This window comes from Eleftheria terrae (genome assembly GCF_030419005.1).
GTDB classification, from domain to species: Bacteria; Pseudomonadota; Gammaproteobacteria; order Burkholderiales; family Burkholderiaceae_C; genus Caldimonas; species Caldimonas terrae.
In genome coordinates this window covers 324,074-335,931 of the sequence record NZ_CP106952.1, presented here as the reverse complement: position 1 = coordinate 335,931, position 11,858 = coordinate 324,074, and the positions used below count along the sequence as shown (strand labels likewise).

Below are 11,858 nucleotides of genomic sequence, written 5' to 3'. Positions count from 1 at the left end.
GCGCACCACCGGCTCTCCCATCAGCGTGCGGACGGACCCGAGAGCAGCAGGTCAGCGACGCGCTCCATTGCCGATTGCAGCTGCGGCTTCGAATCCTGGAAGTAGGCGGCCGTGCTGCGCACATGCGCGTGACCCAGCAGTTGCTGGATGCCGGTAATTCCGATCCCCACCTCCGCCGATGCGGCGGCGCAGGAGTAGCGCAGCCATTGGGTCGATGCCCGGCGAATCCGGGCTGCCGCGGCAGGGTTCACAGGCTCCAGCTCTCTTGCCCGAGAGGCGAAGTACGACTTGAGGTCGGTGTACAGCTGCGTATAGCGCAGACCTTGCGACGGTACTCCTCGACCAGCAGCACGACGGCCCTTCTGCGAGCGCAGCAGTGGGGCGGCCAACACGTCGGCGGGCAGTGTGGGAACCTCGCGGCCGTCCAAGCCCAGCTGTTCGAGGTAGTCAAAAAGCGCTGCTTTAGCAGGCGCCGGCAGGGGCACTTGCCTCTCATTGGCAGCACCTGCTGCAACTCGAAGCTGCCAGCCGTCCTTTGTTGGAGCCAAGCTGCCCACGGTCAGGCTCAACATTTCCGAGGCCTTGAGGCCGCAGCCCAGGCCCAGCCACAGGACGACACGCAGCCTGGCATTTCGATCGTTTGTCGGTTGGGCTTGCTGGAGCCCATCAAGTAGATGAACCCAGTCCTGGCGGGCCGGCCTCCGTGTGCCTTCGGCGGCGTCCTCATTCTTATCCTCGGCAGGCAGCATCTCTGCTGGCTGTACACCCTCCCAGGGAGCGTTGCTCAGGTAGGCATGGCGCCGAAGAAAAGCGAACAAGGCCTTCACCACCGCCAGATCCTGTCTCACGGAGGCCGGCGACAGCGGGCCCTCGAACGGCCGCCATTCTGGCGAGTCGCGCCTCGCTGCGCGGGCGGTGCTGACCCATGCGTCGGCGGGAAGGCGCCACCCCTCCGCGGCCCACACCTCGACGGATTTCCGGCCCAGTTGCGAGAGCCAGCGGCAGTACAGTGCGCCATCGTCAGGCGTGAGCCGCCCGAAGGGCAGCTGCCGTTCGAGCTGGCACCACAGCAGCAGACGCTCACTGGCGCGACGATAAACGCGCAGCGTATGGCGGTTGCCACCCTTCTCGCTCAGCCAGCGCTCGACCGCGTCCTTATCGCTTGCGATCTCTGCGAATGCGGGCCGCGGGACGGGCACAAGGGGTTCATTGGCAGAGGGCAGTGGATGAAGCTCGGCTACGGTGAGCCGCTCCAGGGGGCGCAAGGGGTGGGCCGGGGCGAGTGGCACCGGAGGCTGAGAGGGTGCCTGGATGCCGACCTGCGCAAGCCATGCGGCAAGGCGATCGGCCCACACTTCGCCAACGCCGGGCACTTCTTCCCAGCGCGGCGTCTTCCGGCGGTCAAGGGCGCTGCGGACGTCTACAAGGGTAAGCAGCCCGGCTTCCGCCAGCCTGGATGAGAGCCGAGGTGCCAACCACATGGCAACGGGGTCTGTCGCTTGTGCCTGCTTGCGCCCCGCTTTCTCCACCAGGAGCAGGGCGTCCCGGAGGCGGCGGCTGAGCCTGGCGCGGCGCGCATCACTGCCATCCGCCTCTCCGTACTGCTCTTTCCAGAGCTCGGTCAGCTCGGCTTCCGAAAACTCACCCGCGTCTGCAAACTGCGTCGCAAACTCGTTCAACGTCGGTCGTTCACTGACCCTGACCCGTTCCGGATCGCGCCGGAACAGGCCAATCAGCTCCGGTTGGCCAGCAGACATCGCCTCGGCGATGAGGGTCTGGCGAACCCATTCGAGCGTCGCAGCACAATGAGCGTCACTGAAGTCGCCATCCAAACTGAGGTAGAGCTCCCACGCCTTCCGGCGTTCGACACCTTCAACAACGGCCCTGTAGAAGGCCACGTGAGCACGGGTGAGTTCTCGGCGGGCAACAGGCGAGGCGGGGCGCGTCATGGCGGCTAAATACTTGTTCTGATTAGGGAAATGACCTAAACGGGCCAGAAATCCCAGGAACGCTGGCATGTTCTGTATACGATGATAATAACAATAATCATCGGGAATTTGGCCGCGGGCGCCGGCCTTCTCGGGCGGGTACACCTCGTCCGGTGCATTGCTTGTATGGCGCATGGCCTGCAAGGCGTCAGCCGCAGGTATCCCGGGCCAGAGACGCGGGTGATCTCTTCGGCACGAGGCTGCTTCACACGCGCGCAGTGAGACGGCGAGCAACGAGTTGAGCCGTTCGCAAGACAGAGCAGGGACCGGCGCGAATCTCACTCGGTGGTTGGCGTGGGAGCGAAACCGAAACGACGTCGCCAGCCGAACGGCCAAGGTGATGTGGAGGGGGGTAGGACCGTCCCACCCCTGCCGTTTCGTATGAGTTGCGGCTCGGTTTTGCCTGGGCCACAGGGCAGGGCGGCACGATCGTGCCAGATCATGAATCCATCAGGACTATCAGAGACGGCATCACAACGCTCTGTTTCTCGCTGTAGTAGAGACGTCCGGGCGAGGCGCTGCGACACCAGGTAGAACACCAAGCGCTGCGCGGGGAGGGCCACCTTCGCTGCTCTGGATGCTGGCCGGTCCGGCAGGCGGAACAGGGCAACAAGAGGGTCTGTTCACTGAACCCCTGTGGCGAGCGAGGCGCAACTCCCATCCACTGGGGAGCGGTTTCGCGCAGCAGTGGAGCAGGGAGGCACGGCTGCCAAGACGCCACCCCCTCAACAAATCGATGACCAAGCGCGGGCCGCAGCTGACGGTAGCGACACGCGCAGCGGTCAGGCGGGCCTGATGCATCTCGCCGGCTTCCACCTCGATGCACGGTCCGCGGAGCAGAATCTGCCGCTGCCGCTGCCGCTGCCGCTGCCGCTATCCGCCGGTTCGCTTCTGTCACGACAACAGCGATCTCCGCCTTTGCAAACGAGTTGAACCATAGCGGTCCGTGCGGCTAGAGCTCCTTGTCTTGCAAGCAGTCAGCACGGCCGCCCGTGCTTTCGCCTTCTCCGCGACCACCTCATTGCTGACGGCTGTGCCACTCACTCCACAGACGGCAGGGACTCCTCGAGTCGGCACAGGTGGCTGTCGCGGTTTGGGGTGCCTTCTGCTTGCCCGCTAAACGACTGGCTCACACAACAGGTGAGGGTGAGGGCATCCTTGCCGCTACTCCGGATAGCGGCTGAAGCGAGCATTGGGCACCTGAAGGAACTCTAGCCGGTGAACCGCCTCAGCCTCAGCCTCAGCCTCAGCCTCAGCCTCAGCCAAAGCCAAAGCCAAAGCCAAAGCCAAAGCCAAAGCCAAAGCCAAAGCCAAAGCCAAAGCCAAAGCCAAAGCCAAAGCCAAAGCCAAAGCCAAAGCCAAAGCCAAAGCCAAAGCCAAAGCCAAAGCCAAAGCCAAAGCCAAAGCCAAAGCCAAAGCCAAAGCCCTATAAGGTGGAGCAGGGCAGAGCAAAGGCGTGTTGCTTCTCAGGACACGCCTTGCACCTGCTTTGTGTGGTTCGGCAGGGAGCGGAGCGACCCAGTCCGTGCAGCCCAACCATTCTTCGATATCGAGCAGCGGGCGCAGCAATTCATCTCCGGCGCATGGCCTGGATGACCTGGGTCCTTACCCTTCCCCTACCCGCGAGGCCCAAGGCAAGCGCCGAAGCCGCAACACCGGCTTGGAATTTCCACGGCGCTTGATCCACCACAAATCGACCTAGGGTAACTACCTAGTTGTAGTAAACTGTAAGTTTCACCAGGCAGTCAAACTTTCATTGGCCTGGCGTCGTTCACCTTTTAGTCCGTTCCGATGACAAGCAAGTTTCCCGTTGCTGCGCGTAGCCTGACGCGCCGGCAAGCCATCACTCGTATCGCGGCCGGCGCCGCGACCGTGGCCGTTCCGGCCTGGGCGCAGACTGAGGGCCGCATCGTTCTCGGACAGTCGGCGCCGATGACCGGGCCAAATGCCCAACTGGGAATGGAAGTGCGACGCGGCGCGCAGATCTACTTCAATGCGCTGAATGCAGCGGGTGGCATCAACGGGCGACTCATCGAGCTGCGCACGCTGGATGACGGCTACGACCCTCAGCGCTGCAAGGCCAACACCCAGACCCTGCTGAACGACGACGTCTTCGCCCTGTTTGGCTATGTTGGCACACCGACCAGCCTGGCGGCCTTGCCGCTCGCGCAGGAACGGCGCATTCCATTCTTCGCGCCGGTGACGGGTGCGCCGGCATTGCGTGACAACAAGGCACGGAACGTGTTCCACCTGCGGGCGTCGTACTTCGACGAGACGGCGCTCATCGTCAAGCAACTCACCTCTGTCGGTCTGTCGCGGGTGGCGGTGTTCTACCAGAACGACAGCTACGGCCTCGCCGGGCTGGAGGGCGTTCAGCGCGCGCTGAAGGCCAAGGGTCTGGAGCCGGTCGCCACGGGGACGGTCGAGCGCAACACCACCGATGTCTCCAGCGCGGTGAAGACCATCGTCGCCGCGAAGCCCGACGCCATCGTGCAAGTGGGCGCCTACCGCAGCTGCGCCGCCTTCATCACTTCGGCCCGGCAGGCTGGCTACGGTGGCACCTTCTACAACGTTTCCTTTGTCGGCACGCAGGCGCTGGCCGATGAACTGGGCAGAAAGGGCCATGGTGTTGTGGTGAGCCAGGTGATGCCCTTCCCCTTCAGTACCACCACCGCCATCTCGCGCGAGTACCTGCAGGCAGTGCAGCGGGCGGGCGGCAATGCCCAACCGAACTACTCGAGCATCGAGGGCTACATCGCCGCCAAGGTGCTCGCCGAAGGGCTGCGCAAGGCGCCGAAGCTGACGCCGGACGGCCTCATTGCGGGCCTCGAGTCGGTGAACACCTCCTTCGGCGGCTTCAGCGTCAGCTTCAGCAATGCCAAGCACGTCGGCTCGACCTTCGTGGAGCTGTCCATGCTGACCGAAGACGGCAAGGTCCGGCGCTGACCTGTCGCTCGGACCCCAGGCTGGGCACGTTGGGCGGCGCGAGGCGCGGACTTGAGGCCCCGGGGACTGCCGTGGGGCGGCCCGGCCCGCACAGCGGGTCGCGAGGGAGGGCCGGGCGGGCAGAGCGAACGACCCCGCCCGGCAAGGGCGCCCGGATCCGGTCACGCCCGACAAGGGCAGCCGACCCGGGCCGCCAGGGATGCAGAGACCCGCGGTGAGTGCCGTCGGCAGCGGCAGCGGCCGGTTCAAGCGGGCGTGCCCGGTGCTCGAATCCGGTTGGCGGCCGGCCGCACGGCGACGGTCGAGCCGTCTTCTCTCGAACTGGGGCTTGTCCGCATATGCCGGCCGGCGCATCGGTCGATACCGATGGAGTGTTCACCTTTCTGCCTGAGCCTCGTCCATGACCGCTGCCCAAAAATACCTCGACAACCTGCGAGCCCTGCCCACGATGCCGGAGGTGGCACGACAGCTGATGCGCAGCTTCGACGACGAAAACGCCAGCCTGGGCCAGCTGTCGACCTTGATCTCGAAAGACGCGGCCCTGGCGGCCAAGGTGCTGCGGCTGGCCAATTCGGCCCGTTATCGGCCTGCCAACGATGTGGCGACGCTGACCGACGCATCGACGGTGCTGGGCCTCGACACGCTGCGCGACCTGGCCCTGGCGGCCTGCATCGTCGGTGCCTTCCCGCAGGCGCAAGGCCTGGACCGGGCCCGGTTCTGGCGCCACAGCCTGGCGACCGCCGGCTATGCGAAGCTGCTGGGCCGCTGGCTGCAAATCGACAGCGAGGTGGCCTACCTGGCTGGGCTCATGCTGCGCACCGGCCAGGTCCTGATCGCGATGTCCGAACCTGCCCTGGTCGCCGACGAGGAAGCGCATGTCACCGAAGCCGGGTGCCGGCTGTCCCTGGAGATCAACCGATTTGGCTGCACCCACAGTGACGTCACGGCGGAGCTGGCCCGTCAGTGGCGCTTCCCGCCGGTGCTCGTGCAAGCCTTTGCCGACGCTTCCGAGCCGCTCGCCGCACGCCGCTTCTGCCTGCTGGCCGCCGTGCTTCGCATGGCGGAAGTGCTGGCCGATGCCCAGGAGCTCGGCACAGCGCCGCTGGCCGCGCTGGAGGCCGCGGTGCCGGAGCTGCTCGAGCACCTGCACATCGACCGTCCCTGGTTGCGTGACAAGCTGGTGGAAGCCGGCGACGTGACCGACGGGATGTCGGCCATGCTGTCGCACTGAACCGGCAGACCGAACCACCGACGGCGCCGGGGCACCGCGGCGCCATCATGCCGGATCGATCGGTCGCCCACCTTCTGCACAGGCCGTTCGACCGCAGGCAGGCGCCCGCGCTGTCGCCCGCCGGCCCGCCGGCCGAGGCGGGAGGGAGCTGGCTGCGGCCTGAGCCGAGCCGCAACACGGATCGATCGGTCACCCGTCTTCCTCACAGGCCGCTCGACCGCAAGCAGGCGCCCACGCTGTCGCCTGCCGATCCACCGGCTGGACCGGGAGGGAGCTGGCTGGGGCCTGAGCCGAGCCGCAACACGGATCGATCGGTCACCCGTCTTCCTCACAGGCCGCTCGACCGCAGGCAGGCGCCCGCGCTGTCGCCTGCCGATCCACCGGCCGGACCGAGAGGGAGCTGGCTGCGGCCTGAGCCGAGCCGCAGCACGGATCGATCTACCACCCGCCTTCCGCACAGGCCGGTCGACCGCAGGCAGCGCCCGCGCTGTCGCCCGCCGGCCCGCCGGCCGGGGCGGGAGGGAGCTGGCTGGGGCCTGAGCCGAGCCACAACACGGATCGATCGATCACCCGCCTTCCGCACAGGCCGCTCGACCGCAGGCAGGCGCCGGCGCTGTCGCCTGTCGATCCACCGGCCGGACCGGGAGGGAGCTGGCTGCGGCCTGAGCCGAGCCGCAACACGGATCGATCGATCACCCGCCTTCCGCACAGGCCGCTCGACCGCAGGCAGGCGCCCGCGCTGTCGCCTGCCGATCCACCGGCCAGACCGAGAGGGAGCTGGCTGGGGCCTGAGCCGAGCCGCAGCACGGATCGATCGGTCACCCGCCTTCCCCACACGCCGCTCGACCGCAGGCAGGCGCCGGCGCCATCGCCTGCCGACCCGCGGGCCGGACCGGAACCGGCTGGGACCTAAGCCAAGCCGCAACATGGATCGATCGGCCACCCGCCTTCCCCACACGCCGCTCGACCGCAGGCAGGCGCCCGCGCCGTCGCCTGCCGGCCCGCGGGCCGGACCGGAACCAGCTGCGGCCTGAGCCGGGCCGCAACATCGAGAACAAGCGAGCTGCCTGACACAGTGGCCCTTGCTGCCGTCGCGCTCCTGCGCGGGCGGGGCACCGCCGCCGGTGTTGCTGCACGGCGGCCGCCCGCGCCCGGGCGGCATCTCAAGGGCTCCCGAGCCGCTCGGCGACACCACCCTCCGCACCCATCCGGCTCGCCAGATAGTCGAGAAAACACTGGATGCGCGACGCCAGCTGCGTGTTGCGGTAGTACACCGCATGGATCGGCTGCATCACCTCGACCGTCTCGCGCAGCAGCACTTGCACCAGATCGCCCCGCGCCCGGTCGCCCGCGGTCATGAAATCGGCCAGGCACACCAGGCCTTCGCCCGCGAGCGCAAGCTGCCGAAGCGTCTCGCCGCTGGAAGCCGCCACGGCCGGCCTGATCGGCAGCTGCTCGCCCAAGGGATGGCGCAGCGGCCATCGGTTCAGGCTTTCCGGCTGCGTGAAGCCGAGCAGGCTGTGCTGCTGCAGCTTGGCGACGCTGCGTGGTCGCCCCTGCCGCTTCAGGTAGGCGGGGCTGGCCAGCACCCGCAGCCGGCTGCTGCCGAGCGGCCGCGCATGCAGGCTGGAATCACGCAGCGCGCCAATGCGCAGCGCCAGGTCGGTGCGTTGCTCCAGCAGGTCGATGATGTTGTCGCTGCTGTGCAGCTCCAGCTCGATATCCGGATAGCGCCGGCGGAACTCGCCCACCAGCGGCACCACCACATGCAGCATGAAGGGCGAAGCGGCATTGACCCGCAAGCGACCGGCCGGCTTCTGCCGGCGTTGCGACATGTCGTCTTCGGCCGTCTCCACCGCGTCGAGGATGCGCCGGGCATGGGCCAGGAACACCTGGCCCTCTTCCGTCAGTTCCAGCCGGCGTGTTGTGCGTCGCAACAGCGTGGTGCCGAGCTTCTGCTCCAGCCGCTGCAGGGCCCGGCTGATGCCGGACACCGTCTGGCCCAGCTGCTCGGCCGCGGCGGTGATGGAGCCGGTGTCCACCACCGTGGTGAAGGCCAGCAGTTCGTCCAGGCTTGTCTTCATTCTTGATTCGCAGTCAAGAATATTCTGCACTGAAGCGTCTGTTTCGCAAATGAAGCGGCATGCAGACTGCGGGCCTTCCACCTTTCCTTGCCCGGAGTCCACCTCATGCCACTGGCCCTGCTGGCGCTGACCATCAGCGCATTCGCCATCGGGACAACCGAATTCGTCATCGTCGGGCTGCTGCCCACCATGGCGGCCGACCTGCGCGTCAGCCTGCCTTCCGCCGGCCTGCTGGTGAGCCTCTACGCGCTCGGTGTGGCAGTGGGGGCGCCGGTGCTCACCGCGCTCACCGGCCGCCTGCCGCGCAAGACGCTGCTGCTGGCGCTGATGGTCCTGTTCACCGCCGGCAACCTGCTGGCCTGGCAGGCGCCGGGCTACGGAACGCTGGTGGCGGCCCGCGTCCTCACCGGGCTGGCTCACGGCGTGTTCTTCTCCATCGGCTCCACCCTGGCCACCGGCCTGGTGCCCGCGGACCGGGCGGCGAGCGCGATCGCCACCATGTTCAGCGGCCTCACGGTGGCGCTGGTCACCGGCGTCCCGCTGGGCACCTTCATCGGCCAGCATGCCGGTTGGCGGCTGACCTTCCTGGCCGTCGCCGCGCTCGGGGTGCTGGCCTTCGGCGCGAGCCTGGCCTTCGTGCCGGCCGGCATTCGCCACCGGGCGCCGGCCTCGCTGCGGCAGCAACTGGGGGTGCTGAAGCAAGGCCGCCTGCTGCTGGTGTATGCCATGACGGCGGTGGGCTACGGCGGCTCCTTCGTGGCCTTCACCTACCTGGCGCCCATCCTCGAGCAGGTGTCGGGCTTCGGCGCTTCGGCCGTCGGGCTGGTGATGCTGGCCTATGGCGTGTCGGTGGCGGTGGGCAACCTGTGGGGCGGCCGGCTGGCGGACCGCCGCGGGCCGGTGGCTGCCTTGAAGCTGATCTTCGCGCTGCTGGCGGGCGTGCTGGCCCTGCTTGGCCTCACGGCCGCTTCGCCCTGGCTGGTGGTGGGCACGGTGCTCCTGTGGGGGGCGGTCGCCTTCGGCAACGTGGCGGGCCTGCAGGTCTACGTGGTGCAGCAGGCCGAGCGCTTCGCGCCCCAGGCGGTGGATGTGGCCTCCGGCCTCAACATCGCGGCCTTCAATCTCGGCATTGCCGCCGGAGCCTGGCTGGGCGGCGGCATCGTGGCGCGGCTCGGGCTGATGCACACGCCGTGGATCGGCGCGGTGGTGGTGCTGGGGGCCTGGGCACTCACCGCGTGGAGCGGCCGCCTGGACCGCCGCGACCCGGCAGCCGGCGGCGCGCGCAGCCGGGCCGCCTACAGCGGGGGCCACCGAGGCGCTGCCGGCCCCTCGCGCTGCATCCTTTCACACCTTCACTGGAGTTCTCCATGAGCCTTCCCGCCTTTGGCGTCGGCACCTTCCGCCTGCAGGGCCAGACGGCCGTCGATTCAGTGCGCCAGGCGCTGGCGCTTGGCTACCGCCATGTCGACACGGCGCAGATCTATGGCAATGAAGCCGAGGTCGGCGAGGCCATCGCCGGCAGCGGCGTGCCGCGCCGAGCGCTGTTCGTCACCACCAAGATCTGGACCGACCAGCTCTCTGGCGACCGGCTGGTGCCGAGCTTGAAGGACAGCCTGCACCGCCTGCGCCTGGAGCAGGTGGACCTGACGCTGATCCACTGGCCCTCGCCCGGCGGCGCCGTGCCGCTGGCCGAGACGCTGGGGGCGCTGGCCGAGGCGCAAGCCGCCGGCCTCACCGGCCAGATCGGCGTCTCCAACTTCACGGTGGCGCTGATGGACGAGGCCTTGGCCACCGGCCTGCCCCTCGCCACCAACCAGGTGGAGCTCCATCCCTACCTGCAAAACCGCAAGGTGGTGGCGCATGCGCGCCGCCGCGGGCTGCACCTCACCTCCTACATGACGCTCGCCTATGGCAAGGTGCTGCAGGACGCTGTCATCCAGGCCATTGCCCGGCGCCAGGCGGCCACGCCGGCCCAGGTGGTGCTGGCCTGGGCGCTGCAGCAGGGATATGCGGTGATTCCGTCGTCCACCCGCCGCGCCAACCTGGAAAGCAACCTGCGGGCGCAGGAGCTGCGGCTGAGTGCGCAGGACATGGCGCAGATCGACGCGCTGGATCGCGATGACCGCCAGGCCAACCCGCCGGGCCTGGCACCGGCCTGGGACTGAAGCGACAGGCCCGCGCCGAAGTGGCCGGGCGCGGCGGTGGCCTGCCGGCCAAAAAAGCCGCGAGGCGGCGGCGCCGGCTCAGGCCGCGTCCGAGGGCAGCGGCGTGCCGCCCGCTTCGGCCACCAGCGCCCGCACCCGGTCCTTGGTGGCCAGGCTGACCTTGCCGGCGATGGCCAGCGCCAGCGGGCAAGCCAGCATCTGCGCGAAGGCGTCGCGCACCTGAGCGGGCGTCACCTCCTGCAGGCAGGCGCGCAGCTCGGCGCCGGGCCGCACCCGGCCGTAGACGAACACATCCTGCGCAGCTGCCTCCAGGCGGCCAAACGACCGCTCCTGGTTCTGCAGCTGCCGCACCACGATCTGGTTGCGCGCGCGCTCCAGGCCCACCGGGTTGGTGGCATCCGCGTGCTCCCGCAGCAGGCGCATGACCGTCACCAGCAGGGGCTCGAGGTGTTCGGGCACGGTGGAGGCCTCGATCACGAACTGGCCGCACAGCTCCATCACGTCCGCCGAGCAGGCCGCGTGGTAGACCAGGCCCAGCCGCTCCCTCACCTGATCCAGCAGGGGCGAGCTCATGCCTTCGCCGAACAGCGCCGCGGCCAGCACGCTGGCATGGTGCCGCGGGTCGTGCAGCGCCGGCGTGGGAAAGCCCAGCACGACGTGCGACTGGCTGTAGCCGGGCAGCCGGCTGGCCCGGATGCCGCCCCGGTACTCGGGCGGCGCCACCCGGTGCGGCGTGCCGGTGGGCATGGCGCCGAAGGCCGCTTCCGCCGCCCTAGCCATCTGCTCGGCAGCCACCGGGCCGGCGACGCCCACCACCACGTTGGCGGCGGTGTATTGCCGCTGCACATAGCCCACCAGGTCCTCGCGCGTGAAGCGCTCGATGTTGGCCCGCGTGCCAATGATGGGCTGCGCCACCGCGTGGCTGCCGAAGCAGGTCTTGTCGAACAGCTTGTAGGCGGTGGACAGCGCGTCGTCCTCGTCCTCCATGTACTCCTGCAGGATCACCTGGCGCTCGCGCTCGAGCTCGGCCTCGGGGTAGGTGCCGTTCTGCACGATGTCGCCCAGCATCTGCACGAAGCGTTCGGCGTCGCGCGCCAGTCCCCGCATGTGGTACGCGGTGTGGTCCTTGTCGGTATGGGCATTGACCTCCGCGCCCAGCCGCTCGGCATCGAGGTTGATCTGCTGGCAGTCGCGCGTCAGCGTGCCCTTGAAGGCCATGTGCTCCACCAGGTGGCTGATGCCGTTCAGCGACCGGCTTTCATGCTGGCTGCCGCTGCGCACGAACACGCTGACGCTGGCGGTCTCCAGGTGCGGCATGTCGATGGCGAGCACGCGCACGCCGTTGTGCAGGGTGATGAGGGAGGTGTCGGAATCCAGGCGGTGGTCGGTCATCGGTGGCGGGCTCGGGCGGGGGAGGGCAGGTCGGGCGCGCCGGCTGGAGGGG

Annotated in this window: 8 protein-coding genes; 4 read left to right on the top strand and 4 right to left on the bottom strand. The window is 68.4% G+C overall.

Features of this window, described 5'->3' with window-relative positions; all coding sequences use genetic code 11:
• Positions 1-20 precede the first annotated feature (20 nt).
• Together N7L95_RS25650 and N7L95_RS25645 are read right to left on the bottom strand one after the other, a co-directional pair.
• Positions 21-2,123, bottom strand: coding sequence for a site-specific integrase (locus tag N7L95_RS25650; protein ID WP_301260461.1), 2,103 nt, complete (start codon positions 2,121-2,123; stop codon positions 21-23).
• 1,029 nt (positions 2,124-3,152) lie between these two features.
• Positions 3,153-3,557, bottom strand: coding sequence for a hypothetical protein (locus N7L95_RS25645; protein WP_301260460.1), 405 nt, complete (start codon positions 3,555-3,557; stop codon positions 3,153-3,155).
• A 222-nt stretch (positions 3,558-3,779) separates the two neighbouring features.
• Here N7L95_RS25645 and N7L95_RS25640 point away from each other — a divergent pair, with 222 nt between their 5' ends.
• Together N7L95_RS25640 and N7L95_RS25635 are read left to right on the top strand one after the other, a co-directional pair.
• Positions 3,780-4,934, top strand: a complete 1,155-nt coding sequence (locus N7L95_RS25640) for an ABC transporter substrate-binding protein (protein ID WP_301260459.1) — start codon at positions 3,780-3,782, stop codon at positions 4,932-4,934.
• A 400-nt stretch (positions 4,935-5,334) separates the two neighbouring features.
• Entirely contained in the window at positions 5,335-6,165 is an 831-nt protein-coding gene (locus N7L95_RS25635; RefSeq protein WP_301260458.1) for an HDOD domain-containing protein, read from the top strand.
• 1,163 nt (positions 6,166-7,328) lie between these two features.
• Here N7L95_RS25635 and N7L95_RS25630 read toward each other — a convergent pair.
• A complete protein-coding gene (locus N7L95_RS25630) occupies positions 7,329-8,249 on the bottom strand; it encodes a LysR substrate-binding domain-containing protein (protein ID WP_301260457.1) in 921 nt (306 codons plus the stop codon).
• A gap of 105 nt (positions 8,250-8,354) precedes the next feature.
• Between N7L95_RS25630 and N7L95_RS25625 the strand changes: the two genes are divergently transcribed.
• A complete protein-coding gene (locus N7L95_RS25625; RefSeq protein ID WP_301260456.1) occupies positions 8,355-9,620 on the top strand; it encodes an MFS transporter in 1,266 nt (421 codons plus the stop codon).
• Positions 9,617-10,414: a 2,5-didehydrogluconate reductase DkgB gene (gene dkgB / locus N7L95_RS25620; protein WP_301260455.1), complete on the top strand. Its 798-nt coding sequence runs from the start codon at positions 9,617-9,619 to the stop codon at positions 10,412-10,414. Before N7L95_RS25625 ends, dkgB begins: the two co-directional genes overlap by 4 nt.
• A gap of 78 nt (positions 10,415-10,492) precedes the next feature.
• Here the strand turns inward: dkgB and N7L95_RS25615 are convergent, their stop codons facing one another.
• Positions 10,493-11,806 carry a M16 family metallopeptidase gene (locus N7L95_RS25615; protein ID WP_301260454.1) on the bottom strand — a complete coding sequence of 438 codons (1,314 nt, stop codon included), beginning with the start codon at positions 11,804-11,806 and terminating at the stop codon, positions 10,493-10,495.
• Between the last annotated feature and the right edge of the window lie 52 nt (positions 11,807-11,858).

Bases quoted from the DNA above. Each gene is read 5' to 3' on its own strand.
- N7L95_RS25650 (WP_301260461.1), bottom strand. From the start codon at position 2,123: ATGCGCCATACAAGCAATGCACCGGACGAGGTGTACCCGCCCGAGAAG.
- N7L95_RS25640 (WP_301260459.1), top strand. From the start codon at position 3,780: ATGACAAGCAAGTTTCCCGTTGCTGCGCGTAGCCTGACGCGCCGGCAA.
- N7L95_RS25630 (WP_301260457.1), bottom strand. From the start codon at position 8,249: ATGAAGACAAGCCTGGACGAACTGCTGGCCTTCACCACGGTGGTGGAC.
- N7L95_RS25615 (WP_301260454.1), bottom strand. From the start codon at position 11,806: ATGACCGACCACCGCCTGGATTCCGACACCTCCCTCATCACCCTGCAC.
- N7L95_RS25625 (WP_301260456.1), top strand. From the start codon at position 8,355: ATGCCACTGGCCCTGCTGGCGCTGACCATCAGCGCATTCGCCATCGGG.
- dkgB (WP_301260455.1), top strand. From the start codon at position 9,617: ATGAGCCTTCCCGCCTTTGGCGTCGGCACCTTCCGCCTGCAGGGCCAG.
- N7L95_RS25635 (WP_301260458.1), top strand. From the start codon at position 5,335: ATGACCGCTGCCCAAAAATACCTCGACAACCTGCGAGCCCTGCCCACG.